Source organism: Rhodococcus sp. ARP2, assembly GCF_001029585.1.
Lineage (GTDB): Bacteria > Actinomycetota > Actinomycetes > Mycobacteriales > Mycobacteriaceae > Rhodococcus_F > Rhodococcus_F erythropolis.
In genome coordinates, this window is the sequence record NZ_LEKE01000024.1 from 188,463 (window position 1) to 213,178 (window position 24,716).

Genomic DNA, 24,716 nt, shown 5'->3' on the forward strand with positions numbered 1-24,716 from the left:
GATCTCAGCGCGCTCGTTCGACCCTGGCCTCGTCCCACACCGGAGACTCGCTCTCGTACACGTTCCCGTCCGATCCGAATACCAGGAACCTGTCGAACCCGCGCGCGAACCAACGATCGTGGGTTACCGAGATGACGGTGCCGGCAAACTGTGCGATGCCCTGTTCGAGCGCGTCAGCCGAATGAAGGTCGAGGTTGTCGGTCGGCTCGTCGAGCAGCAACATCGTGGCGCCGGAAAGCTCGAGGAGCAGAATCTGCAGGCGCGCCTGCTGTCCGCCGGACAGGTCGTCGTACTTCTGTTCGGCTGCTTGGGACAATCCGTATCGGTCGAGCGCGCGGCTCGCCGCTTCACGCCCCATTCCGTTTCGGTGTTCGTCGCCCATGTGCAGGATCTCGAGCAGCGTGTTCCCGGTCAGATCAGGCCTGGAATGGGTCTGCGCAAACAATCCGGGACGTACCCGGGCACCCAGCGTCGCAGTACCCCCGTGCTCGACCGGGGCGATGTCGAGCGCCTCGACGGGCAGATGCTCGGTCCCCGGATCGGTCCCACCACCCGCCAAGAGACGAAGGAAATGTGACTTCCCGGATCCATTGGAGCCCAGCACGGCAACCCGATCTCCGTACCAGATCTCGGTGTCGAAAGGCTTCATCAATCCGGTCAGCTCGAGATCCTGACATACCAACGCGCGCTTGGCGGTTCGCCCGCCCGCCAGCCGAACTGTCACCTTCTGCTGAAGTGGAATCGCTTCGGGTGGCCCTGCCTCCTCGAACTTCGCCAACCTGGTTTGCGAGGCGTGATACCGCGCAGCGACGCCGTCGTTGAACTTGGCCTTTTCACGCAATCGCAGAACCAGGGCACGCAGTTTCGCGTGCTCCTCGTCCCAGCGTCGACGCAGTTCTTCGAATCGAGCGTTGCGATCCTCGCGGGCCTGGTGGTAGCTGGCCAGCCCAGCGCCGTGGGTCCACGACGTTGCGCCGCTGATTCCGGGCTCGAGCGTCACGATGTGGGTGGCCGCGTTGGCGATCAGTTCGCGGTCGTGGCTGACGAACAAAACCACTTTCGACGATTCCGAGATCGTCTTTTCCAGCCATCGCTTGCCCGGAACATCGAGGTAGTTGTCCGGCTCGTCCAGCAGGAGTGCGTCGTCGGGCCCAGCGAACAGTGCTTCGAGAACCAACCGTTTCTGCTCGCCACCGCTGAGCGAGTTGGCCGCGCGCCACTTCGCACGGTCATAAGGAACACCGAGAGCCGCAGTAGTGACCTTGTCCCAGAAGTCTTCGGTCTCGTAGCCGCCCACATCGGCCCAATCGGCCAGCGCGTGCGAATATTTCATTTGAGTTGATTCCTCGTCGCGCTCGATCATCGCGTTTTCTGCCGTATCGAGCGCCAGTGCTGCATCCCGGATCCTCGCCGGAGAGACGGACAACAAAAGATCGCGCACGGTGGACTCGTCGCGAACCTGGCCGACGAATTGCCGCATCACGCCCAGTGTTCCGGATCGAGTGACAGCTCCCTCGTCAGCGACGGCGTCTCCGGCGACAATGCGAAGCAATGTCGTCTTACCAGTCCCGTTGGGCCCGATCAGTGCAGTTTTTGCACCGTTTCCGACCCGAAAGCTGACACCGCTGAGCAGTTGTCGACCATCAGGAAGGAAGTAATCGACGTCGGCGATGTTGAGGTGGGTCACGCTCTCAAGGGAACCCTACCCACGGCGATCTGCCAAACCATTATTCCTGCCTTCGGTGTCGAGTTCACGACCGTCATGGGATCGTCCGACCGCATCGAGCGCGGCCAGATATCCGAAAACCATTGCGGGACCGATAGTTGCACCTGGACCGGCATAGGTATGACCCATGACCGGCGAGCTGGTATTACCTGCTGCGTAGAGCCCGTCGATGACCGAAGCGTCGGCGCGCAACGCTCGCGCGCGAGCGTCCGTGTTGATGCCGCCCTTGGTCCCCAGGTCTCCGGGCACCATCTTCGCGGCATAGAACGGACCCTTCGTGAGTTCTCCGAGGCTGGGGTTGGGCTTGTTGGTGCAGTCGCCGTAGTAGTGGTCGTATCTGCTTGTCCCACGGCCGAAGTCGCGATCGACTCCGTCGCGCGCGTGACTGTTGAATCGTGTGATGGTCGCGGACAGCGCATCGCCCGGCACTCCGATCTCGGCAGCGAGTTCGGCAATCGATCCAGCTCGCACGATCGCACCCGATTCGATCCACGACCGAGGTATCGGCCTGCGCGCCGGCACTCCCGCGAACAGATAACGGTCACGGTACGTCTGATCGAAGATCAGCCAAGCCGGGATGTTTTCAGCGGGTCCTTCACCTCGGCCGTACTTTCCGCCGAACATGGCGTGCGCGGCTTCGACGTAGGGAAGCGACTCGTTCATGAAGCGCTGACCGCTGGCGTTGACCATCAGGCTTCGAGGCAACGAGCGTTCCGCCAAGGCGAACCACGGGCCTTTGGGCAGCGGAATCGACGGGGCCCACCACGCGTCGTCCATGTACGAAATTGCCGCGTCGACGCGTAGAGCTGCACGGATACCGTCTCCGGTATTGGTCGGTGCCCCGAGAGTCCACTGCGCACTACTCGGCCGGCGCTGGTACTCGCCTCGCATGTCGTCGTTGTTGTCGAACCCGCCGCACGCGAGGATTACACCGCATCGAGCGTGCATGGTTCTCTGCACTCCCCCGGACTCGAGTCGCGCACCCACGACACGATCATTGTCGGTAACCAAATCCACAAGCCTCGTCCCGAGCTCGACCGTCACTCCGGCGTCCCGAACTCCGAGCATCAGTTCCGCCATGAGCGCCGGCCCGAGCCCGATCAGCTTCTTCTTCCGAGCCTTCGCGACCAGGGATCTCATTCCCACCCGAAGCATTCGCACCGGCCCCCGCCAATGCCGAACCCCCGTGCTCAGCCAACGGTAATCAGATTGTTGGACAACCATGTTGAGCGGCACCTTCATGTACGGCGGATGAAGGGTCGCGAGATCGTCGCCCAGAGCTCGCGCGTCGAACGGGCGCGGCTCGCACGAGCGGCCGCTTGCAAGTCCGCCAGGTGCCTCGGGAAAGTAGTCGGAGTAACCCTTCACCCATTCGAGCTCGAGTGCAGAGTGCCGAATCAGGAAATCGAGGGCTTCCGGGCCTCGATCGATATACGTGTCGATACGGTCGCTGTCTGCATCCTCTCCGACAATGCTCTTCAGATATGTTCGCGCAGAGTCGATATCATCCGCCGGCGCCTCGCGGCGAAGTATCGAGTTTCCCGGAATCCACACTCCGCCCCCGGACCGGGACGACGAACCGCCCCAGTACTCCGACTTCTCCACGAGAATTGTCGAGAGTCCGTTGCGGGCTGCAGTGATGGCTGCGGACATGCCGGCAGCCCCCGATCCCACAACGATCACATCCACCGCTGGTACATCCACTACCGAGAGCTCGGAGTTTCGAGAGTTCTCGTTCATCACTGGTCACGACCTTTCGTGTCATCGACATCCTGCGTGCGCCACCGGGATCCCTGAACCGCGTCGAGTGCCCCCTCGACGCACACGGGAAGTGATGCCCCACGCTTCTGGGGGTTACGTATCCATTGCCGATAGCCGAACTCCGCCGCCGCCAACATCAAGTGAACGAGTAGTCCTGGTCGGCTGTCATTTTCAGGATCGAGTTGCATTCGTTGTGCCACCAACTCCACCAACCGATCACGATGCTCGGGCGCGATCAGCGCGACTCGATCCATCAGGTGCGGCGCGGTGCGGAACGCTGCTCGCCACTGATCGATCTCCGCGGACTCGAAAGCATTGGAACGCTCGAGGATTGCCCGCGAGATCGCAAGATCAGCCGACTCAGATGCCGGGCGATCCTCGAGCAGTGTCACGATTCCGGCACCGCCCTGCCTGACCGGGTCCAACAGCAGATCCTCTTTGTTACGAACGTGCCGGAAGTACGTACTCGCCGACACCCCCGCTGCTGCCGCAATCTGCTCGGTGGTCACATCCTCGAAACCGTCACGCGCGAACAGATCGAATGCCGCACGTTGAATGTCTGCTCGCACCTGCAACCGTTGTCTCTCCCGTAGTGACATCAGCAACGTCCTCCCGCCTCGGCCGAGATCCGGCCATTCTCGATAATGCGAGTCTCACCTATTGTGACAGTCACTGTCAATATCCAATTCTCTGTCAGATATCAGCGGACCCCGGCATTTCGTTGACAGGGCATTCGATGCCACGACAAGCTTCGAAGATGAAACGATGGTTCGCGGCGGGCTTCGGAACGGCGATCGTCTCGCGATCACTTCTGCGCAAAGCACTCATCTTCAAGTTCCGACGCGACGTCCGTGCACTCAATTCCGGCAACTACCGGCCGCTGTTGAATTCCTATCACCACCACGCGGTGCTCAGATTCGCCGAGGGTGATCATCGGTGGGCAGGAGTGCATGCCGGACGGGACCAAATCGAGACGTTTCTCCAGGAATTTGTCGACGCGGGGCTTCAAGGCGCGGTGACCGAAGCGTATTTCGGTGGTCCGCTCTGGCGCATGACACTGCTCGTCCGATTCGACGACCGAGCCCTAGGCCCGGACGGCGCCGTCATCTATCAAAATCGAACAGTGCTTCTCGTTCGAACCAAGTGGGGAAGAATCGTCGAGCAGGAGGACTACTACGAGGACACCGCCAGAATCGGTGACTTCGACAGACGGCTCCGCGAAATCGAAGCCGGACGAGCCTGTGGCACAGTCGCGGAATGACGGACGTCAGGATTGACCGCCACCGGAAACTATCAGCATTCCTGTCTTCCCAGAACGATGTCGAACTGGCCCGACTGGTCGACACCGCTCGAGTCTCGAGCGTAGGCGTGGGCGGCGCCGCAGGACTCGTCGGTGTCTGCGAAAACGGGTTCGACAGCGTTCCGGTATTCACCAAACGCATCCCACTGACCGAACAGGAACTCGCCGACGTGGGCTCTACTTCCAACCATTTCGACTTGCCGACGTTCTGCCAGTACGGCATTGGGGGCCCGAGCTTCAACGCCTGGCGAGAGCTGGCCGCGAACGTCATGGTCACCGAGGCCGTTCTGGCCGGCGAAACACAGTCGTTCCCAATGCTTTACCACTGGCGGGTGCTGCCCGGTCGATCGCCGGTTGCACCCGAACACGCCGACATCGCTTCCGTTCCCACCGCCTGCGCCAGTAGTGAAGCGCGGGTCCGCCTCGAAGCACTCGCCACTGCGCCGTGCAGCCTCGTACTGTTCTGCGAGTACGTCGCACACCCGATCTCGGATTGGCTGCATGACAACCCGGCCGCCAAAGCTGCCGAAGTCGAGCGACAGTTTTCGGAGATCGTGGCGTTCTTACGCGATCGACAGTTGCTGCACATGGACGGACATTTCGGCAACATGCGCACAGATATGGAGCGGATCTATCTCACCGACTTCGGACTAGCCACATCCCCACACTTCGACCTGTCGACTACCGAACATGACTTCGTCCGGCGCCATGCCACCCATGACGCCGACTACGCCGCCATGCTTCTGGTCAACTGGCTGGTCACCGAGGTCTGCGGAGTGCCGAGACCGAAACACGGCGGACCAGTCGCCCGCAACCAGTACGTACGACGATGCGCCACAGGTCATGTCCCAGGTGATGTGGCACCGGAGGTGGCCGCGATCTTGACCCGGCACGCGCCCGCCGCTGCGAGAATGAACGACTTCTACTGGCGATTGTTCGACGGCGACTTCGACGCGCCCTACCCTCATGCCGCGGCAGTTCCGACTTCCGGTCGAGGACAGGGTTTTCCCTGAACTGCCGTCTCCACATCTCAGGGTCCATGTCATCCTCCGGACCGATGTGCTGGTCAGCGCCGTAGGGCACAGTTCTCCTCATGATTGAACTGAGGGGATTGACCAAGGTTTACGGACCGACGAAAGCGGTGGACGATTTGTCGTTCACCGTCAAGCCGGGCATCGTGACGGGCTTTCTGGGCCCCAACGGTGCGGGTAAGTCGACGACGATGCGGATGATCCTGGGTTTGGATCAGCCGACGTCGGGTGCGGCGTTGATCGACGGCAAGCCGTACCGCGAGCTCAAGACGCCATTGCGGACTGTCGGCGCGTTGTTGGATGCGAAGTGGGTACACCCCAATCGCAGTGCGCGGGCGCATCTGCAGTGGATGGCCGCTTCGAACGGGATCCCGAAGTCCCGCGTCGACGAGGTACTCGGGTTGGTCGGATTGTCCGAGGTGGCGGGCAAGAAGGCAGGCGGGTTCTCGCTCGGTATGTCGCAGCGTCTCGGGTTGGCGGGTGCGTTGTTGGGTGATCCGAAGGTGCTGTTGTTCGACGAGCCGGTCAACGGTCTCGATCCGGAGGGCATCGTCTGGATTCGTAAGTTCATGCAGCGGTTGGCGGCCGAGGGCCGCACGGTGTTGGTGTCGAGTCACCTTCTCTCGGAGATGGCGTTGACGGCGGAGCAGTTGGTGGTGATCGGTCGGGGTCGGTTGATTTCGGATTCGACGGTGGCGGAGTTCGTGGATCGTTCGTCGGAGTCGACGGTGCGCGTGCGCAGCCCACAATTGGACGCTCTCCATGCCGCATTGACTGCCCACGGACTGACTGTCCGCGAGGAGCATTCAGGATCGGAGCCGGTGTTGGTGGTGGTGGATTCGACCACTGATGTGATCGGTGGTTTGGCTGGTTCGCAGGGAATCGTGTTGTACGAGTTGGCGTCTGTGCAGGGATCGCTCGAGGATGCGTTCATGAAGTTGACCGGAGACGATGTCCAGTACCACGCGTCCGGTATCGATCCGGGTGCCGGAGCCCACCACACAAACACACAGCACGCTATGGGAGGTGCACTGTAATGGCTGTTCTCAGTGCAGAACGTATCAAGATCACCACGACCAAGTCGCCGCTGTGGTGCACGATCACAATCATCGTCCTAGGGTTGGGCGTCGCCTGGATGATCGGGCGTTCGTCGAGTTCGAGCATTCAGGCGTACAACGACGAAGCCGCATCAGGAACTCCTGATTTCGAGAAGTTCCTCCCCACGTTCAATGAAGCGGGACTGGGAGTTTCCGGCTTCGGCGTCATGGTCCTGATGATCATGGCGGCCCTCGCGATTACCAGCGAATACCGCTTCGGCATCATCCGCACCACCTTCCAGGCCATCCCGAGCCGGGCTTCGGTCCTGATCGCCAAAGCCGGCCTGATCGGCGCCTTCGGCGCGGCGCTGTCCTTCGTTCTCATGCTCGGCGCGGTATTCATCACCAAAGCTGCTGCAGGCTCTGAAGGTTCCACCAATCTGGCACTCGACAACGCCGATGCCTGGCGCGCCGTCTACGGCGTACCGATCTTCGCCTTCCTCTGCGTTGTCCTTGCCATCGCCGTCGGAGCACTCCTCCGGCAATCTGCCGGCGCTATTGCATTGCTCCTGCTCTGGCCGCTGCTCATCGAGAGCCTGTTCGGCATGTTCGGATCCTTCGGTAGAAACGTCACACCGTTCCTCCCGTTCGCCAACGCCGACCACTTCCTCTCTTCGGGTTCGAGCACCAATTTCCATTGGGGCCCTTGGGGAAGCCTGTTCTACTTCGCAGCATTTGTGCTGGTGGTTTTCGGAATCAGCATCGCCGTCGTCAACAAGCGCGACGCCTGACCTAACACCAAGACTGGTCGTACCGGAGATGTTCCGGTGCGGCCAGTTTCTTGTTGCCACAACCGCGGTCCACAAAAGTTAGGATAGGCTCACTTCCATCTGATTCGGCAACGAACTGAGGCAACGGACAGCGATGCAGACTCTGACAACCCAGACTATTTCCACTCCGGGCACCGAAATGCGTGTGTGGCGCACGCCGGCGCTCGATCGGAAATGCGTGGTCTTCCTGCATGGCGCCGGAGTTGATCATCGAATGTTCGACGACCAGGTCGCGGAACTCGCGGGCGCATATTCCCTGGTGCTGCCCGATCTACGCGGTCAAGGGCTGTCGATTCTCAAGGAAGGCCACCGCGCCACTCTCGACACTGTGATCGACGACGTGAAGGTCATGCTCGACTCGCTCGGAATCGATCGCGCAAGCATCGTCGGACACTCGTTCGGCGGAAACATCGCGCAGGAGTTCACCCATCGTCATGCGGATCGAGTAGACAAGCTCGTCATGATCGGCAGCCCTGGCCAGCACCGGGATATGAGTGGAGCCGCTGCCTCGGCGATCAAAATCGGCACGCATTTGTACCGACGGATCCCGTGGGGTCCCTTTGCCTTTTACAGTGGCCGGTGGTCGAGTCGAAATCCCGCAACTCGAAGATACGTTGCCGACTGCATGCTGGCCGCCGGACGGCAGACCTGGCTGGATCTGGGAACAAGCGGGTTCGCGTCACTCTGCCCGGTGGAGACGGCACCCCGAAAGGAGACCCTCCTGATGCGGGGAGAGGTCGACATGCCGCGCCAACTCGATCGAATCTACGACGCCCTGAGCGACCAACTACCGGACCTGACTCGCCGGGTGGTGATCACCGGCGTCGGACATCAATGCACACAGGACAATCCGGAAGAGGTCAACCGCGCACTGGTCGAGTTCTTGGCAGACTGACCTCACGTGTCAGCGTTCCAGGTGCGCGGCAAGCTCTTTCATCCAATCGAGGAATGCCGGCGGGCCGTCGAACTGGACGCCGTCGACAGCAGCCACTTCCGGTGCAATGTCATCGCCCTTGACCACCAACGCTTCTCCACCCGAGGCAAGGACAGCAGCAAAGGCAGGTAGGTCACCCCGGTCGTCGCCCGCGTACGCGACGACGTCGACGCCTGCGGTGGCGATCGCGCGAAGGAGGCCTGTCCCCTTGTCCTCCTCAACGGGTGGACGCAATTCTTCGACCAACTTGCCGGGCTCACGCCGCAACCCGGTCCGGCTCGCGATTTCTGTCGTCGCTGCTTCCACCAGGCGCTGCGCGACCGCTCGATCCGCGGCCCGACGCCAATGCACAGCCACCGCAAGGCCTTTGCTCTCGACGTGGATGCCAGGAACTGCCTGAGAGTCGAACAGGCGACGCAGTTCGGCTTCTGCTTCGGCGACGGCATCACTGAACGCAGCGACGGACGGAAGCACTTCGATTCCTTTATCCGTCCAGGTCTCGACGCCGTAGGAACCCATGAGAACAACCGAATCCAGACTCAGTCGTTCTCGCAAGAACGACGCCGGCCGTCCCGAGAGCAAGCCCACCACGCCGAAGTGCCTCGACAAAGTCGCGAGCACCTCCTCGGCACCGGGCAGGAGCGCACTGGCCGACGGATCGTCGACGATAGGTGCAAGCACACCGTCGAAATCCATCACCAGCCCACAGCGAGCTGGATCGGACGTGAGTCGGAGGATGACGTCCGAAGCGGTTCGCATGGTTCGAGTGTGCCAAATCGATCGCACCCGCAATACCAACACCGGATCAGAATGTAATCTCTGCCACTTCGTCCAGGTTGTCCGGAAAGCGCAGGGTGAGCCGTGTCCACTCCCCTCCGGCGCCGATTCCGTCCGTTACAGTTCTCACGACGCTTACCAACTGGGGGGTAACGATGAGCGAATTGACTGTCGTCACTGACGACATCCGAAGGTACGGCTCGACGTCGGCCGAAGCTGCAGGACACGTCGCGCAGGCCGCCGCCGTCGATCTGGGCGCCAACATCGCGGCAGTCGCACCAGCCGTCGGTCCTGTCGGCATCGAGTTTCTCGCGGCATTCGCGCGCGCCCAGGCAACTCACACCAAAGATGTTGCAGCACTGGCGACCTTCTACGCCGGCAACGCAGCAACGGCGAGTGCAGCCGCTCAGGCCTACGACACCACAGATCTTTCAACCGCGTCAGATCTGGCCGGCATCGCTGGATCGACGGACGTGACCGCGTGAACAGCGATCGCATCGACACCGATCGCATGAACACCGAAGACGACTCGACGACGGTCCTCGAATTCCTTCAAGGTGGTGCTCCGGCCCCGGCATTGCCGAACAACACGGTCGAATCGATGGTCGCCGGCATACCGGTTCCGGCATTACCCGGAATCGAAGATCTGTTCGCGCCGTTGATCGAACTCGGGAAGAGCCTCGGCACCGGCACTTTTGCCGGCGTCGATCCCGTCGGCATCTTCAACCAGGCGTCCACTCTCATCGACCAAGCCATGGGACTGTCCCAAAGCGCGGTCGCCGAGGTGGGCCAGACCTGGAACAGCACCGGCAGTGAAGCCGCGACCGAACTGTCGCGATCCGCCCAGAACAGCGGCGCAGAATTGAGCGAACGCGGAACCGCGATATCGAAAACCGCTGCTGCCGCCGCGGAATCGGTGCAGCGAGGCAACGCGAATCTCGCGGCGATCGCGCAGTCCTTCGCGACCACGGTTGCAGCTGCTGCACCGATCGCGTGGACACCACCAGGACAGGCGATGCTGATTGCCTCCGCAGCCGAACACATGCAGGCAGCCGTCGCGGCGGTGACACAGACTCGCGGGGAAATGCTCGGGCACACCGCTGCCATGAACGCCCTTGCCGGGTCGATCCCCGTGCCGACTCCACCGATCGGTGAGGCTCTCGCCAACCTTGCCACTCCGGAGGCGCTCGTCGACGCCGCCCGTCAGATCGCCCAACCTCTGGCGGCATCAGCCGTGTCGGCATCGCCGCTGTCTGGATCGCCGCTGTCTGGATCGACCGATGCCGGCGACGCACCGTTCTCCACCCACTCAGGCGCCGACGCCGTTCGGACCTCGGCAGCGCAGGCAGGCGCCGGACTTCCGACCGGCGTCGACAAGCTGTGGGGCGCAGGCAATTCGTCGACGTCACTCGCAGCCGGCGGGTCGCCGTCGCCCAGTGCGACAGCGAGCTCCGGCGGAGCATGGGTGGGTGGAAGCGGCACTACCGGTGGAACGATGAGAGGCGCAGCGGGAGTTGCTGCAGTTCAACCGGTTCCAGTGGGAACACCGGCGATGGGTGCACCATCTTCGGCGGTCGGCAGTAGTGGCATATCGCAGGGCGGCATGATGGGCGGCGGTCCTCGCGGAACGCGGGACGACGAGTCGTCACGCACTACTCCGGGGTATCTCGTCAACGCCGGTGACGAAAACTCGATGGTCGACGATCTACCGATGGTGTCACCGCCCGTGCTCGGTGCCGAGAATCCCGATCAGTACCTGTTCCGAGATCTCTGATCGGGACTCCCCGGCCGGGGCGGCATTACAACCTCAAACGAAGCCCAACTCCCGTACCGCCGCACGCTCCTGCTCCAACTCGCTGACGGACAGGTCAATCCGTTCGCGTGAGAAGTCGTCGATCGCGAGATCCGGAACGATAGCGAATTCACCATCGGCACAGGTCACCGGGAAGGACGAGATCAATCCTTCGGGCACCCCGTAGGAACCGTCCGAACAGACGGCCATGGATACCCAGTCGTCTTCGGCCGTTCCGATCACCCAGTCACGGACGTGGTCGATCGACGCGCTGGCCGCACTTGCCGCAGAGGACGATCCACGCGCAGCAATGATGGCGGTGCCTCGTACCTGCACAGTCGGGATGAAATCGTTCTCCACCCAGTCTCGGTCGTTGATCACCGCGAGCGCAGGCTCACCCGCGACGGTCGCGTGGGACAGGTCCGGGTACTGCGTCGCCGAATGGTTTCCCCAGACGGACACCTTGCGCACCGACGACGCACGATCGCCGGTCTTCTTCACCACCTGCGCAATCGCTCGGTTGTGGTCGAGGCGCGTCAGCGCACTGAACCGAGTATCGGGTACATCCGGCGCGTTGTTCATCGCGATGAGAGCGTTGGTGTTGGCCGGGTTTCCGACGACCAGCACCTTGACGTCCGAGGCTGCGTTGTTGATCGCCTTCCCATGCGCTGTGAAAATAGCGCCGTTCGCGCTCAGCAAGTCGGCGCGCTCCATCCCCTTGCTCCGCGGACGTGCACCGACCAGCATCCCGACGTTCGCGCCGGAGAAGGCGACATCGGGATCGTCGGTGATGTCGATGGAGCTCAGCAAGGGAAATGCGCCGTCTTCGAGCTCCATCGCGACGCCTTCGGCAGCGGACACGGCGGCGGGAATCTCGAGCAGTCGAAGTTTGATCGGTACGTCAGCGCCGAGCATCTCCCCCGCAGCTATGCGGAAAAGCATGCCGTAGGCGATCTGACCCGACGCTCCGGTCACCGTGACGGTTACGGGCGCAATACTCATTGCCGACTCCTCACCTGCCGTTTTCACGACTGTCCGTTCTACAACGCTGTAAGAACGGTTTCCACGCTAGTCGAGTAATCCGGCCACTTCGTGGTCTGTCAGTGTGGTTCTCGGCACTCGTCCCTCCGCCGTCACGAGTTCGACGGCGCGGTAGAGCGGACGCTCGGCCAGTCCGGCGCCGCGGGCTTCGGCACGCAACTGTTCGATCAGCACCGAGGACAACGCGGCAGCCGGTACCAACTCACTGGCCGCCAGGGCGTCGGCGAGCTTGCGGAGTGCAAGGATCTCCAATTCGCGCCCGCCCCCTGCCGTGTAGAGCGCGAGCGGTATTCGCACGGTGGACCGACCGTCACCGAGTGTCAGGCTGACCTCGCTGATCCGGCCGGATCGCACCGTCAACGCCGCCGTGAGCACCTCGGCCACATCGACGTCGTTGGTGCGAAAACCAGCTTGTGCTCGAATCCTGTTGCCATACAAGGTGATATGCCGGCGCAGCGTCATCAGAATCGCCAGTGACGTCGGAACCGCGATGACGGCACCGACGATCACTCCGACCGTCATCGTCGAGAACACACTGACGATCAACCCGACGACCACACCGAAGACCACAACAACAACGGCGAACTTCTTCAGCCGCGGCGCGATCAACGCCACGGGAACCAGATCGAGCGAAACCGGTTCAGCCTCAGTGCTCAACGAGATCCCCGAGCTTGTCGACAACTTGGTCGAGCGGCACCGTCTCCTGCTCACCTGTCGCCAATTGTTTGACAACGACAACGCCCTCTTCGAGCTCGCGCTCGCCGAGAACCAACGCGACTGCGGCGCCCGAGCGATCGGCCGCTTTCATCGAGCCCTTGACGCCACGATTTCCGTACGCCAGGTCGACGCGAATCCCATTGGCACGCAACTGGTGTGCGATCTTCACCAGTGCCGCCTTCGCCTCGGCTCCCATCGGTACACAGAAGACGTCGACACGTGCCGGTGGCGCAACCGACTTACCCTCGGCCTCGAGCGCGAGAACCGTGCGGTCGACGCCGATTCCGAACCCGATCCCCGAGAGCGGCTGTCCGCCCAGCTGTTCCATCAGTCCGTCGTAACGACCACCACCACCGATTCCGGACTGCGCGCCCAGTCCGTCGTGCACGAATTCGAAGGTCGTCTTGGTGTAGTAGTCGAGGCCGCGGACCATGCGCGGGTTGACGACGTAGGGAACTCCCAAGGCGTCGAGGTGCGCTAGTACCTCGTCGAAGTGCGCCTTGCAGCTCTCCGAGAGGTGATCGAGCATGAGCGGTGCGCCGGCCGTCATCTCGCGTACATCTGGGCGCTTGTCGTCGAGCACCCGAAGCGGGTTGATCTCGGCGCGTCGACGTGTGTCTTCGTCGAGCGGAAGTGCAAAGAGAAACTCCTGCAGCAGTTCGCGGTACTGCGGTCGGCAGGTGTCATCGCCGAGAGAGGTGATTTCGAGGCGGAAGCCGTCGAGCCCCAACGACCGGAATCCGGCGTCGGCGATCGCGATGACCTCAGCGTCGAGCGCGGGGTCGTCGATCCCGATGGCCTCGACGCCGACCTGCTGCAACTGGCGGTAGCGGCCGGCCTGCGGGCGCTCGTAGCGGAAGAACGGGCCCGCGTAGCTGACCTTGACCGGCAACTGTCCACGATCGAGGCTGTGCTCGATGACGGCACGCATGACACCGGCGGTTCCCTCGGGACGCAACGTCACCGAACGGTCACCGCGATCGGCGAACGTGTACATCTCTTTGCTGACGACGTCGGTCGACTCGCCGACACCGCGCGCGAACAGGCCGGTGTCCTCGAAGATCGGCAATTCGATGTGGCCGTACCCGGCCAACCTGGCGGCGCGCGTCAAACCGTCACGAACGGCGACGAATTCGGCTGACTGCGGCGGAACGTAGTCCGGAATTCCCTTGGGTGCAGAGAAGGTGCTGGCTTTACTCACGAGAGGTACTTTTCCTTATTTCTGTGCGCTGAGTCCAACGAGAAACGGGTTCGAGCTTCGCTCGGCGCCGATCGAACTGTTGCCACCGTGCCCGGGCAGGACCACGGTCTCGTCACCGAGTACCAGTAGCTTGCGGGCGATCGAAGCGAGCAACTGCTCGTGATTTCCGCCTGGCAGGTCGCTGCGCCCGATGGAACCCTGGAACAGGGTGTCACCTGTGAACGCCAAGTCCACGGGCCCGCTCTCGGTGTTCGCCTGGGTGCGGAACACCACCGATCCCTGCGTGTGCCCGGGCGTGTGGTCCACGACGAACGTCATTCCGGCCTCGGTGATCTTGTCTCCGTCGCTCAGTTCGATCACCTCGTCCGGCTCCACGAACGTCATGCCCTGAATGAATTCCTTCATCGTCGGGCCGATCCCCCGTGCCGGATCGCTGAGCATGTAGCGATCCTCGGGATGGATGTAGGCGGGCACGGAGTACCGCTCACAGACCTCGCGGGCCGACCACACATGATCGAGGTGACCGTGGGTCAGAAGTACTGCATTGACCGACATGTCCTTGGAGTCGAGATATTCGAAGAGCGGCTCGGCTGCATCCTGACCCGGATCGACGACTACGCATTCGCACGCGTCGTCCTGAGCGAGTATGTAGCAGTTGGTTTGGAACATCCCGGCCGGAAAACCAGTGACGAGCACGGGGGCAACTCCTCTTCGAAGGGTGGAAACGAACAACACGCTGTCGGTTACAGCCTAAGCTGCTGCCCCGCCAGTAAGTTCTCAGGTTGCAATGGGAGACTCTGACGACGAGTAGAGCCGCTTGCCGAAGCCGACCCCAGGGTGTCGCTCGGCGGGCCGACCACGATCCACCCGCGATACGGAGGACTACAGCAGTGCCGAGTAACGAGCAACGCCGCGAGGCGGCGAAACGCAAGCTCGAGCGTCAGCTCGAACGTCGCGCAGAACGTGCCCGCAAGCGCAAGCAGATGACGATAGCCGGAACTGCGCTCGGCGTGGTCGTCGTAGTCGGTGTCGTCGGTGGACTCATCTGGTTCAGCAATCGCAGTGACGACGACGCGAACACCACCAACACTGCTGCCGACGATTCGAGCCTCACGCCACAGACTGCGGGTGCAATGCCGGCCGGTCTGTCGACGCCGCTGGCCGACACGGTTTCCTGCTCGTACCCGGCTGACGGCGCTACCGCGTCCAAGGCCAACAACCCTCCTCGTACCGACGGGATTCCCACCACCGCGCCGGACGCGACGCCGAGCATCAGCGTCGAGACCTCGCAGGGAAACATCGGGCTCACGCTCGACGGAACGAAGTCTCCGTGCACGGTCAACAGCTTCGTGAGCTTGGCGCAGCAGGATTACTTCAACGACACCACCTGCCACCGCATGACGACGAGCCCCTCGCTCCAGGTTCTGCAGTGCGGTGACCCGTCGGGCACCGGCACCGGCGGACCGGGCTACGGATTCGACAACGAGTTCCCCACCACGGCGTACGCCACCACCGACCCGGCAGCGCAAGAGCCAGTCACCTACGCGCGCGGCACGGTTGCGATGGCCAACACCGGGGCACCCGGTAGCAACGGCAGCCAGTTCTTCCTCGTCTACGGCGACTCACAACTCCCGCCGCAGTACACGGTTTTCGGCACGATCGACGAGACCGGTCTCGCCACTTTGGACAAGGTCGCGGCCGGCGGATCGACACCAGAGGGCGACGGCAAGCCGAATCTGACCACCGACATCAAGACAGTAAGGCTCGACTGATGCGACGTAATCCTGTGATGCGCTTTCCTGTAGTTATTGCCGCCGCAAGCGCCGCAGCGCTGCTTCTGGCTGGTTGTTCCAGTGATTCCGGTAGCTCGGACTCGCCGTCCAGTACCTCCAAGGCGAAGACGACAACGGCTGCCATGCCGCCGCTCGACATGTCACAGTTCGACGCACTCCCGCCTGTCCCGACTCCGGCGTCGGCGACCGTCGACTGCTCGTACCCGAGCGCAGCGGGCGCTGCAAAGACCGTCAATCCGCCGAACTCCACGGGCGTGTCCACCGAGGGAACCGTCAACGTCGCGCTCACGACTACGGCCGGCCCGATCGGGATGGAACTGAACCGGGCAGAAGCCCCATGCACGGTCAACAGCATCGTGAGCTTGACCGAGCAGAAGTATTTCGACGACACCCCGTGCCATCGACTGGTCACCACACCCGGTCTTCAGATCCTGCAGTGCGGCGATCCCTCGGGCAAGGGCACGGGCGGACCGGGCTACGGATTCGACAACGAGTACCCGACCACTGCGTACTCCGCTAACGATCCGGCGCTCTCCTTGCCTGCCGTCTACCCTCGCGGCACGCTCGCAATGGCCAACTCGGGTGCACCGGGCAGCAACGGCAGCCAGTTCTTCCTCGTCTACGAGGATTCGGTCTTGCCGCCCAACTACACGGTCTTCGGAAAGATCGACGACGCCGGCCTGGCGACGATCGAGAAGATCGCAGCCGACGGCGACGACGGAGGCATGGGCGCAACCGGTGGCGGCGCACCCAACACCCCGATCACCATCGAGACTGCAGTAGTCGCCTAACCCTGCTGTGCGCCTTTATTAACCGCCCGCGGTTAATAAAGGCGCACAGCAGTTTACGAAGCAGAGGTCACGCGGTAGACGTCGTAGACGCCTTCCACATTGCGAACCACGTTGAGCACATGACCCAAGTGCTTCGGGTCGCCCATCTCGAAGGTGAACTTGCTGATCGCCACTCGGTCACCTGAGGTGGTGACCGAGGCCGACAGGATGTTCACCTTCTCGTCGGCCAACGCCTTGGTGACGTCGGAAAGCAACCGATGACGATCGAGCGCCTCGATCTGGATCGCGACCAGGAACACCGACGTCGCTGAGGGCGCCCATTCGACGTCGATGATTCGCTCGGACTGATCGTGGAGCGAGTTGGCGTTGGTGCAGTCGGTACGGTGCACGCTCACCGCCCCACCGCGCGTGACGAAGCCCAGAATCGAATCGCCCGGAACCGGCGTGCAACACTTTGCGAGTTTTGCCACCGTGCCGGGTGCTCCGGGAACCAGAATTCCGGAGTCACCCGTACTGCGGGTGCGCACCGGCATGGTCGACGGCGTCGAACGCTCGGCCAGTTCCTCCTCGACGGCGCCGACGCCGCCCAGATGAGCAACCAGTCGCTGCACGACGTGGTGCGCAGACACCTGGCTCTCGCCTACCGCCGTGTACAACGCCGAGACGTCGGGATAGCGAAGTTCATGCGCGATCGTGCTCATCGATTCGGCATTCATCAACCGCTGCAACGGAAGTCCCACGCGGCGGACTTCCTTCGCGATCTGATCCTTGCCGGACTCGAGCGCCTCCTCGCGGCGTTCCTTCGCGAACCACTGCCGGATCTTCGCCTTGGCACGCGGCGAGACGACAAACGTCTGCCAATCTCGGCTCGGCCCGGCGGTGGCAGCCTTCGACGTGAAGACCTCCACCACTTCGCCGTTTTCGAGAGTTCGTTCCAGCGCGACCAACCGACCGTTGACCCTGGCACCGATGCATCGGTGCCCGACCTCGGTGTGCACCGCATACGCGAAATCGACGGGAGTCGATCCGGCAGGCAACGTGATCACGTCACCCTTCGGCGTGAAGACGAAGATCTCCTTGACCGCGAGGTCGTAACGCAACGATTCGAGGAACTCCCCCGGATCGGCCGCTTCACGTTGCCAGTCGAGTAGCTGACGCATCCACGCCATGTCGTCGACCTCGGCGATGTCGCCCGCGTGCTTGCCCTTGGTCTCCTTGTACCGCCAGTGCGCGGCGATACCGAACTCCGCGGTCCGGTGCATGTCCTGGGTCCGGATCTGGACCTCCAGGGGCTTGCCTTCCGGTCCCACGACGGTGGTGTGCAGTGACTGGTAGACGCCGTAGCGCGGCTGTGCGATGTAGTCCTTGAAGCGTCCGGCCATCGGCTGCCACAGTGAGTGGACAACGCCGACCGCGGCGTAACAGTCACGCACTTCTTCACACAGGATGCGGACGCCGACCAGATCATGGATGTCGTCGAAATCGCGGCCCTTGACGATCATCTTCTGATAGATCGACCAGTAATGCTTGGGCCGGCCTTCGACGATGGCGTTGATCCGCGAGGCGGACAGAGTCGAGTTGATCTCGGCGCGAACCTTGGCCAGATAGGTGTCACGAGAAGGCGCGCGATCGGCGACCAGTCGAACGATCTCGTCATACTTCTTCGGGTGCAGGATAGCGAACGAGAGATCCTCGAGTTCCCACTTGACGGTCGCCATTCCAAGTCGATGTGCAAGTGGCGCAATGACTTCGAGAGTCTCTCGCGCCTTACGTGCTTGCTTTTCGGGCGGCAGGAATCGCATCGTGCGCATGTTGTGCAGACGATCCGCAACCTTGATCACGAGCACGCGCGGGTCCCGCGCCATCGCGATGATCATCTTGCGGATGGTTTCGCCCTCGGCGGCGGTGCCCAGAACGACCTTGTCGAGTTTGGTGACTCCGTCGACGAGGTGAGCGACCTCGTCACCGAAGTCCTTGGTCAACTCTTCGAGTGAGTACCCGGTGTCCTCGACGGTGTCGTGCAGCAGGGCTGCGACGAGGGTGGTGGTGTCCATACCCAACTCGGCCAGAATGCTTGCGACGGCCAACGGATGCGTGATGTACGGATCGCCGGACTTGCGACGCTGGCTCGAATGTCTGTCCTCGGCGACGTCGTACGCACGCTGGAGCAGCGCGAGGTCGGCCTTCGGATACAGCTCACGGTGGAGGCTGACCAACGGCTCGAGCACCGGGCGGATGGTGGCGTTGCGCTGACCGGTGATGCGCCGAGCAAGCCGAGCGCGCACCCTACGGGAGGCGGAAGCGGGCACGGCCAGGTTCTGCCCACCCCGATTGCCGGCAGTTTGCGCAGATCCCGAATCGTCGGGCACCGCGGACTTCGATGGTGTCGTCTCCGGAGCCGGATCTGCACCCGTCTCCTGCGACACTGCACCCGAGTTCTGTGATCGATCAAGATTCGACGTCATGTCGCCACCTCCTACCACCGAGTTGGTTGAGGCAACCGCCCTGCATCGGGTAATTGCCCTGGAGGTCTAACTCGACCCCCAGGAGACAACTTTAATACTCAGACCTTCACCAGGGATGTCAGTGGGTACTTCAAGAAGCGATCTCGACCGCGCAGTTCCTCGATCTCGAGCACCACTGCCACGCCGACGACGTTCGCTCCACCCAACTCAACCAACTGTACAGCCGCCTCGAGTGTCCCTCCGGTAGCCAGAACGTCGTCGATCACCAGAACATTCCGCCCGGTGAGATCGAAGCCGTTTGCGGGAATCTCGAGCGTCGAAGATCCGTACTCGAGGCTGTACGAACGAGAGAGTACCGGCGGCGGCAGTTTGCCGACCTTCCGCACGGCCACCACCCCAGCACCCATCTTCGCAGCCGCGCCGGCACCGAGCAGGAACCCGCGAGCATCGACGGCGGCAATCGTGTCGGCGTCCGGAGCACAGGCGACAAGGGCGTCGAGCACGGCCCCGAACCCCTCGGCGTCGGCGAACACCGGAGTCAGATCGGCGAACCGAACCCCGGGCCCGGGAAAGTTGTCCGCCCAACGGGTCAGCCGAACAACGGCGTCTCCGGCAGCCCGGTGGATTGCGATCAATTCTTCAGGCGTGTGCAAGGCAACACCATTCGAGACGCTCATCTGCGTAATACCCATCTGTCCATGTTCCAGCCGGTAGCGGCCCGAGTCGGATTGACCAACACTGCCGACATGCCTGGAGCTACAGCGACAGTTCGTAGTTGATTGAACAGTGGAATCGTAGGCACCTGGGTCCACAGGATGTTCTCCGCCTCCACCGAGAGTCCCAATTGCGCACTGGTGCTCGCATCCACGTTCAACTGATCGATGATCTGATCGATCCGTGCATTTCCGTACGTACCGAGGTTTGCGCCGTTGCCCGATCGCAACGCTCCGCGCGCGTCGATCATGCTCGCTGTTCCGCCTGCCCCGACTTTGCCTGCCATGCCGGAAAGCACAGCGTCGACTCCCCCGGACTGCAGACGCGCAGGATCGAAGCTGTCGGTACTCGCGTCCTCGATCGTAATTCCCGCCGGAGCACACGCGGCTTTAGCTTCAGAGACGATCTGCGCCCGCACCGGGTCCGGTGCGAGGTACCCGACCCGGACGGTCAACTGGTCGAGATCGGCTTCCGACAACGACGTCTTCGCGGCATCGACGTCGGCATTGGCGTACCGGTCACCGTCGACCGCAGCGGCGTCGCTGTAAACGAGTGAATCCGGCGCCATCAGTCGCGAATCGACCACGCCGGAACCCAGACCAGCCTGCGGCGCGTTATCCGTCTGCCCGAACTTCTCGAACAGAGTTGTCCGCGGAACACAATGCGCGAACGCTCGACGGGCGGCTTCGTCGCCCAGCGAACCAGACGTCGCGAGAACGAACTGCTCGATCGACCGCGACGGAATCTGTTGGACGTCGAACCCGGACGGAGTACCGAGCTCGCCGGCCGACCCGGAAGCGACGTCGACGACCTCGATCGAGTTCTTGTCGAGATCCTCGGTCAGATTCACACCACGTGGCCAGACGACGATGCGATCGGTCGCGGGCTTGTTGCCCCACCACCGCTCGTTCGCGACCAGCACCAGGCCGTCGTCGGCGCTGTACGAGTCGATTCGATACGGACCAGCGGAAGGCAGTACGGAGGTGTCCACCTGACCTGGAGTCAGGTTCCACCCGGTGTTCCAGAAGTCGGCGATCTTCGACAACGCTTCGGTGTCACCGGCATTCACCGCGCTCACCACGTCGCCGACTCCGGCGCGCTGCGTCACGATGTGTGAAGGCATCAATGCAGTCGCACCGAACAACGATCGCCAATCGGTGAACGATCGTCCGGGTTTGAAGAAGACAGTCGCGTCCTTCGACCCGCTCTGGCAGTCGATCCGGTCGATGTCCGCGTAACCGAGATTGTTCGCCGTGTCGAACATGGGCTTCGCAGCACCATCGACGTCTTTGGTGAACTTGCCACTCGACGCCGCCCAGGTGAGAACCAGATCGTCACAGGACATCGGAATCCCGTCGGAGTACACCGACGCCGGATTGAGCTTGTACGAGACCGTGAGCACGTCACCGGGCAACTCCGACGCCGTTCCGATGTCGGTGTCCGACACAGGTGCTCCGGCCGGGCCGGTGAACGTGAAGCCGGGAAGCACCCGGCCGAACGCAGCCATCGCCCCGGACACCGATCCAGCTGTCGTGTTGGCGTTGTACGTGGAGATGGAGTTGTCGATGGCATATCCGATGGACGGAACCTGCTCGGCGCTTTCCGAGCAGGCCGCCAACGAACCGGCAGCCACAGCGGTGGCCGCAACGAACGTCATCGATCGAACCAGTGTGCGTGTTCTTGGGAGCATGTTCAGTGCCCCTTCTTGTTTCGCTTTCCGGTCGGCCGCACACCCGGCTGCGGAGCAACCGGCGCACGGCGTGCAACTGGTGCGCCGACGGCAACCGTCTGCGTACCCTTCTCGGCCAGCGTAGCCCGGCGCGAGAGCACCTTACGAGTGTGCGCGGCAACGGGTCCCCAGCGTTCCTTCATCGACACCAGGAGCGGCGTCGCAAAGAAGATCGAGGAGTACGCACCCACGATGATGCCGACGAGCTGAACCAGCGCAAGGTCCTTGAGCGTGCCGACGCCGAGCATCCAGACCGCGACAACCATCAGAGCGATCACCGGGAGCACACTGATGACGGTCGTGTTGATCGATCGCATCAAAGTCTGATTCACCGCGAGGTTGGCCTGCTCGCCGTACGTCCGGCGCGTCAGATGCAGAACACCGCGTGTGTTCTCTTCGACCTTGTCGAACACCACCACTGTGTCGTACAGCGAGAAACCGAGAATGGTGAGCAAACCGATCACCGTCGCGGGCGTCACCTCGAAACCGACGAGCGAGTAGACGCCGGCAGTGACGATGATGTCGAAGAACAACGCGACAATCGCGGCTACCGCCATGTCCCGCTCGAAGCGGATGGCGATGTAGATACTCACGATCACCAGGAACACAATCAGCGCGATCAGCGCCTTCTTGGTGATCTGGCCGCCCCAGGTTTCACTCACGTCCGCAAAACTGATGGCCTGCGCCGACGGGTTCCCGTTCTTGTCCTTGGGCTGGAACTCGTCGAAGAGCGCAGACTGCAGATCGTTGATCTGCGTCGCATTCAACGTCTCCGACCGAATCTGCACGGTGGCGCTGGCACCCGAGCCGACCGTCTGCACGCTGACCGGCTCGAACCCGAGTGTGTCGGAGTAGACGGTTTCCACCTCCGACGTCTCGACTCCACCCTCGGCCGGGAACTGAATGCGCGATCCGCCCTCGAAATCGATACCGAAGGTGAAGCCGCGCAGGATGATGCTGAGCAGCGCAATGGCGACCAGAGCGCCGGTCAGTCCGTAGTAGAAACGACGCCTGCCGACGACCTCGAACGCACCCGTTCCCGTGTACAGCCGCGAGAGCCAACTGTGCTTGGGCATCGCGCCCTGATCGACGCCGGAGTCGGTGATCTCCGACCGGGCTGCGGCATCGGCGGACTCGGCCGAGGAACTGTTGTTGGACCCCACCGGGGAGTTGTTGGACTCGCTCATGCTCGTGTCTCCTTAGCCGACGCAGCGGCGGCAACCTTACGTTCGCGGGCAACCTCTTGCACTGCGCCGAGACCGTTGACGCTGGGCTTGGACCAGAACGCCGAACGGGACGCCATACTGACCAGTGGCCACGTCACGAGGAACACGACAATCACGTCGAGGATGGTGGTCAGACCCAAGGTGAAGGCGAAGCCTCGCACCTGTCCGACCGCCAGCACGTACAGAACTGCAGCGGCGATGAAGCTCACCGCGTTGCCGGAAAGAATTGTTCGGCGCGCTCGCGCCCAACCGCGTGGCACCGCGGAGCGGAAGCTACGGCCCTCACGCATTTCGTCCTTGATGCGTTCGAAGAACACGACGAACGAGTCGGCGGTCATACCGATACCGATGATCAGACCAGCCATGCCGGCCAAGTCGAGTGTGAAGCCGATGTATCTGCCGAGCAGAACCATGATCGCGTAGACCATGACTCCGGAGAGGATCAGCGACAACGCCGTCAGGACGCCGAGCATCCGGTAGTAGACGAGGCAGTACAGCAGAACGAGAACGAGACCGACCGCGCCGGCAATCAATGCCGCCTGCAGTGAGGCCAGGCCGAGCGTTGCCGAGACCGTCTCGGCCTCGGAGGCTGCGAACGACAGCGGAAGCGAACCGTACTTCAGAGTGTTGGCAAGTTCTTTGGCGCTCTCCGCAGTGAAACTGCCCGTGATCGAGGTGGCGCTACCCGCAGGCGTTGCACCTTGAATCGTGGGGGCGCTGACGACCTTCGAGTCGAGCGTGAACGCTGCCTGCTTGCCGATGTTGGCTGAGGTGAACTCGGCCCAGGTGTTGCTGCCGGTCGTCTTGAACGAGAGGCTGATCTCGTGGCGCGACTGCTGCGAGTTGAAGACCGAAGACGCGTCGGCAATCTCCTGGCCGTCGATGATCGAAGGACCGAGAAGATAGATGTTCAGTCCGTCTTGCGAGCACGCGACCAGCGGAAGAGTCGGGTCGTCGTTTCCACGGAGCGGATCCGCGACGGAGCAGTCGAGGTTCGCCACTGCTTGCTGCTGCACCGTCGGATCGCTGCTCTGTCGGAGGGCGCGCGCTGCGGCGATTTCCGCTGCTGCTGCGTCGCCTTCGTCGGTGCCGTCACTCGATGCGTCCGCGGGGGGAGCCGGTGTTGTCGTCTCCGGCGTCGGGGTTGCCTCCGGAGTGGTCGGGTCCTGAGCCAGGAACGGGCGGTTCTGCGGCGTCTGGGTCCCGTCGGCCGGCGCCTCGGGAGCCGGGGCATCAGTGGCCGGAGTTTCGGCCGCCGGCGCCTCAGGGGTAGCTGTCCGGTTCGCGTCACGGGTGGCGACATCGATCGAACCCGTCACCGGGCGGATGTACAGACGGGCGGTCTGGCCGAGCGAGCGAGCCTGCGCACTGTCGTCGCCGGGAACGGTGATGACGAGGTTGTCACCGTCGACGACGACCTCGGAGCCGGAAACGCCGAGACCGTTGACGCGGGTCTCGATGATTTCCTGAGCCTGCTTGAGACTGTCCTGACTGGGAGCGCTGCCGTCCGGGGTACGAGCGGTCAACGTGACGCGCGTTCCACCCTGCAGGTCGATGCCGAGTTTCGGCGTGGCCGACTTGTCTCCAGTGAAGAACACCAGGGCATACAGTGCCACCACCAGGACCCCGAAAAGGGCCAGGTAGCGGACCGGATGCACCGTTCCGGTGGAAGGTGCCACGATCTTTAAGTCTCCTCAGTAGGTGCAGAGCTTCAGTAAATGCAGGGCTCGGGCGGTCGACGACCACCCGAGCTGCGGCGTTCGAACTGCAACGATTGATCAACGGGATGAACTGAGCTGCTGGTGAAAGAACTACTCCGATGAAAGAACTACTACAGACCAACCGATCTGG

At 62.6% G+C, this 24,716-nt stretch carries 22 protein-coding genes; 9 read left to right on the forward strand and 13 right to left on the reverse strand.

The window, feature by feature from the left end:
* Nucleotides 1-4 precede the first annotated feature (4 nt).
* The 3 genes from ABX74_RS05265 to ABX74_RS05275 are packed head-to-tail and all read right to left on the reverse strand — an operon-like array spanning nt 5 to nt 4,086.
* Complete coding sequence (locus ABX74_RS05265; protein WP_020969548.1) at nt 5-1,687, reverse strand: ATP-binding cassette domain-containing protein; 1,683 nt, start codon at nt 1,685-1,687, stop codon at nt 5-7.
* A gap of 15 nt (nt 1,688-1,702) precedes the next feature.
* A complete protein-coding gene (gene kstD / locus ABX74_RS05270; RefSeq protein ID WP_019748322.1) occupies nt 1,703-3,466 on the reverse strand; it encodes a 3-oxosteroid 1-dehydrogenase in 1,764 nt (587 codons plus the stop codon).
* Nucleotides 3,466-4,086: a TetR/AcrR family transcriptional regulator gene (locus ABX74_RS05275; RefSeq protein WP_047888415.1), complete on the reverse strand. Its 621-nt coding sequence runs from the start codon at nt 4,084-4,086 to the stop codon at nt 3,466-3,468. The genes kstD and ABX74_RS05275 overlap by 1 nt, the downstream gene beginning before the upstream one ends.
* A 158-nt stretch (nt 4,087-4,244) precedes the next feature.
* Here ABX74_RS05275 and ABX74_RS30565 point away from each other — a divergent pair, with 158 nt between their 5' ends.
* From ABX74_RS30565 to ABX74_RS29645, 5 genes are all read left to right on the forward strand, one after another.
* On the forward strand, nt 4,245-4,748 hold the full coding sequence (locus ABX74_RS30565) for a hypothetical protein (RefSeq protein ID WP_223257837.1): 504 nt from the start codon (nt 4,245-4,247) through the stop codon (nt 4,746-4,748).
* Nucleotides 4,745-5,800 (forward strand): serine/threonine protein kinase, encoded by a 1,056-nt coding sequence (locus ABX74_RS05285; protein WP_019748319.1) that lies wholly within the window; start codon nt 4,745-4,747, stop codon nt 5,798-5,800. Before ABX74_RS30565 ends, ABX74_RS05285 begins: the two co-directional genes overlap by 4 nt.
* 80 nt (nt 5,801-5,880) lie before the next feature.
* Nucleotides 5,881-6,855: an ABC transporter ATP-binding protein gene (locus tag ABX74_RS05290; RefSeq protein ID WP_019748318.1), complete on the forward strand. Its 975-nt coding sequence runs from the start codon at nt 5,881-5,883 to the stop codon at nt 6,853-6,855.
* Nucleotides 6,855-7,646, forward strand: coding sequence for an ABC transporter permease (locus tag ABX74_RS05295; RefSeq protein ID WP_019748317.1), 792 nt, complete (start codon nt 6,855-6,857; stop codon nt 7,644-7,646). Before ABX74_RS05290 ends, ABX74_RS05295 begins: the two co-directional genes overlap by 1 nt.
* Nucleotides 7,647-7,779: 133 nt before the next feature.
* A complete protein-coding gene (locus tag ABX74_RS29645) occupies nt 7,780-8,580 on the forward strand; it encodes an alpha/beta fold hydrolase (RefSeq protein WP_053061980.1) in 801 nt (266 codons plus the stop codon).
* Between the two features lie 9 nt (nt 8,581-8,589).
* On the opposite strand, the gene otsB is transcribed toward ABX74_RS29645, so the two are convergent.
* On the reverse strand, nt 8,590-9,378 hold the full coding sequence (gene otsB, locus ABX74_RS05305) for a trehalose-phosphatase (RefSeq protein ID WP_223257838.1): 789 nt from the start codon (nt 9,376-9,378) through the stop codon (nt 8,590-8,592).
* Between the two features lie 173 nt (nt 9,379-9,551).
* Here otsB and ABX74_RS05310 point away from each other — a divergent pair, with 173 nt between their 5' ends.
* Together ABX74_RS05310 and ABX74_RS05315 are read left to right on the forward strand one after the other, a co-directional pair.
* Nucleotides 9,552-9,881: a type VII secretion target gene (locus ABX74_RS05310; RefSeq protein WP_047888376.1), complete on the forward strand. Its 330-nt coding sequence runs from the start codon at nt 9,552-9,554 to the stop codon at nt 9,879-9,881.
* Nucleotides 9,878-11,170, forward strand: coding sequence for a hypothetical protein (locus ABX74_RS05315; protein WP_047888377.1), 1,293 nt, complete (start codon nt 9,878-9,880; stop codon nt 11,168-11,170). Before ABX74_RS05310 ends, ABX74_RS05315 begins: the two co-directional genes overlap by 4 nt.
* A gap of 33 nt (nt 11,171-11,203) precedes the next feature.
* On the opposite strand, the gene ABX74_RS05320 is transcribed toward ABX74_RS05315, so the two are convergent.
* The 4 genes from ABX74_RS05320 to ABX74_RS05335 form a co-directional block, all read right to left on the reverse strand.
* Nucleotides 11,204-12,190: a malate dehydrogenase gene (locus ABX74_RS05320; protein WP_047888378.1), complete on the reverse strand. Its 987-nt coding sequence runs from the start codon at nt 12,188-12,190 to the stop codon at nt 11,204-11,206.
* Nucleotides 12,191-12,256: 66 nt separating this feature from the next.
* Nucleotides 12,257-12,886, reverse strand: coding sequence for a hypothetical protein (locus tag ABX74_RS05325; protein WP_047888379.1), 630 nt, complete (start codon nt 12,884-12,886; stop codon nt 12,257-12,259).
* A complete protein-coding gene (gene hisS / locus ABX74_RS05330; RefSeq protein ID WP_019748310.1) occupies nt 12,876-14,147 on the reverse strand; it encodes a histidine--tRNA ligase in 1,272 nt (423 codons plus the stop codon). The genes ABX74_RS05325 and hisS overlap by 11 nt, the downstream gene beginning before the upstream one ends.
* Nucleotides 14,148-14,162: 15 nt before the next feature.
* Nucleotides 14,163-14,843: an MBL fold metallo-hydrolase gene (locus tag ABX74_RS05335; RefSeq protein WP_019748309.1), complete on the reverse strand. Its 681-nt coding sequence runs from the start codon at nt 14,841-14,843 to the stop codon at nt 14,163-14,165.
* Nucleotides 14,844-15,037: 194 nt separating this feature from the next.
* Here ABX74_RS05335 and ABX74_RS05340 point away from each other — a divergent pair, with 194 nt between their 5' ends.
* Together ABX74_RS05340 and ABX74_RS05345 are read left to right on the forward strand one after the other, a co-directional pair.
* On the forward strand, nt 15,038-15,919 hold the full coding sequence (locus ABX74_RS05340) for a peptidylprolyl isomerase (protein ID WP_047888380.1): 882 nt from the start codon (nt 15,038-15,040) through the stop codon (nt 15,917-15,919).
* Nucleotides 15,919-16,731 (forward strand): peptidylprolyl isomerase, encoded by an 813-nt coding sequence (locus ABX74_RS05345; RefSeq protein WP_019748307.1) that lies wholly within the window; start codon nt 15,919-15,921, stop codon nt 16,729-16,731. The genes ABX74_RS05340 and ABX74_RS05345 overlap by 1 nt, the downstream gene beginning before the upstream one ends.
* A 53-nt stretch (nt 16,732-16,784) precedes the next feature.
* Here ABX74_RS05345 and ABX74_RS05350 read toward each other — a convergent pair whose 3' ends face one another.
* From ABX74_RS05350 to secD, 5 genes are all read right to left on the reverse strand, one after another.
* Nucleotides 16,785-19,196: a RelA/SpoT family protein gene (locus ABX74_RS05350; RefSeq protein ID WP_029255290.1), complete on the reverse strand. Its 2,412-nt coding sequence runs from the start codon at nt 19,194-19,196 to the stop codon at nt 16,785-16,787.
* Between the two features lie 98 nt (nt 19,197-19,294).
* Complete coding sequence (locus ABX74_RS05355) at nt 19,295-19,873, reverse strand: adenine phosphoribosyltransferase (protein ID WP_019748305.1); 579 nt, start codon at nt 19,871-19,873, stop codon at nt 19,295-19,297.
* Nucleotides 19,870-21,600, reverse strand: a complete 1,731-nt coding sequence (locus ABX74_RS05360) for an ABC transporter substrate-binding protein (protein WP_047888381.1) — start codon at nt 21,598-21,600, stop codon at nt 19,870-19,872. The genes ABX74_RS05355 and ABX74_RS05360 overlap by 4 nt, the downstream gene beginning before the upstream one ends.
* A 2-nt stretch (nt 21,601-21,602) precedes the next feature.
* On the reverse strand, nt 21,603-22,826 hold the full coding sequence (gene secF / locus ABX74_RS05365) for a protein translocase subunit SecF (protein ID WP_020907642.1): 1,224 nt from the start codon (nt 22,824-22,826) through the stop codon (nt 21,603-21,605).
* Entirely contained in the window at nt 22,823-24,544 is a 1,722-nt protein-coding gene (gene secD, locus ABX74_RS05370) for a protein translocase subunit SecD (protein ID WP_047888382.1), read from the reverse strand. Before secD ends, secF begins: the two co-directional genes overlap by 4 nt.
* Between the last annotated feature and the right edge of the window lie 172 nt (nt 24,545-24,716).

Bases quoted from the DNA above. Each gene is read 5' to 3' on its own strand.
- ABX74_RS05285 (WP_019748319.1), top strand. From the start codon at position 4,745: ATGACGGACGTCAGGATTGACCGCCACCGGAAACTATCAGCATTCCTG.
- kstD (WP_019748322.1), bottom strand. From the start codon at position 3,466: ATGAACGAGAACTCTCGAAACTCCGAGCTCTCGGTAGTGGATGTACCA.
- ABX74_RS05345 (WP_019748307.1), top strand. From the start codon at position 15,919: ATGCGACGTAATCCTGTGATGCGCTTTCCTGTAGTTATTGCCGCCGCA.
- ABX74_RS05355 (WP_019748305.1), bottom strand. From the start codon at position 19,873: ATGAGCGTCTCGAATGGTGTTGCCTTGCACACGCCTGAAGAATTGATC.
- ABX74_RS05320 (WP_047888378.1), bottom strand. From the start codon at position 12,190: ATGAGTATTGCGCCCGTAACCGTCACGGTGACCGGAGCGTCGGGTCAG.
- ABX74_RS05275 (WP_047888415.1), bottom strand. From the start codon at position 4,086: ATGTCACTACGGGAGAGACAACGGTTGCAGGTGCGAGCAGACATTCAA.
- otsB (WP_223257838.1), bottom strand. From the start codon at position 9,378: ATGCGAACCGCTTCGGACGTCATCCTCCGACTCACGTCCGATCCAGCT.
- secF (WP_020907642.1), bottom strand. From the start codon at position 22,826: ATGAGCGAGTCCAACAACTCCCCGGTGGGGTCCAACAACAGTTCCTCG.
- ABX74_RS05310 (WP_047888376.1), top strand. From the start codon at position 9,552: ATGAGCGAATTGACTGTCGTCACTGACGACATCCGAAGGTACGGCTCG.
- ABX74_RS29645 (WP_053061980.1), top strand. From the start codon at position 7,780: ATGCAGACTCTGACAACCCAGACTATTTCCACTCCGGGCACCGAAATG.
- ABX74_RS30565 (WP_223257837.1), top strand. From the start codon at position 4,245: ATGAAACGATGGTTCGCGGCGGGCTTCGGAACGGCGATCGTCTCGCGA.
- ABX74_RS05295 (WP_019748317.1), top strand. From the start codon at position 6,855: ATGGCTGTTCTCAGTGCAGAACGTATCAAGATCACCACGACCAAGTCG.
- ABX74_RS05360 (WP_047888381.1), bottom strand. From the start codon at position 21,600: ATGCTCCCAAGAACACGCACACTGGTTCGATCGATGACGTTCGTTGCG.
- ABX74_RS05290 (WP_019748318.1), top strand. From the start codon at position 5,881: ATGATTGAACTGAGGGGATTGACCAAGGTTTACGGACCGACGAAAGCG.
- ABX74_RS05350 (WP_029255290.1), bottom strand. From the start codon at position 19,196: ATGACGTCGAATCTTGATCGATCACAGAACTCGGGTGCAGTGTCGCAG.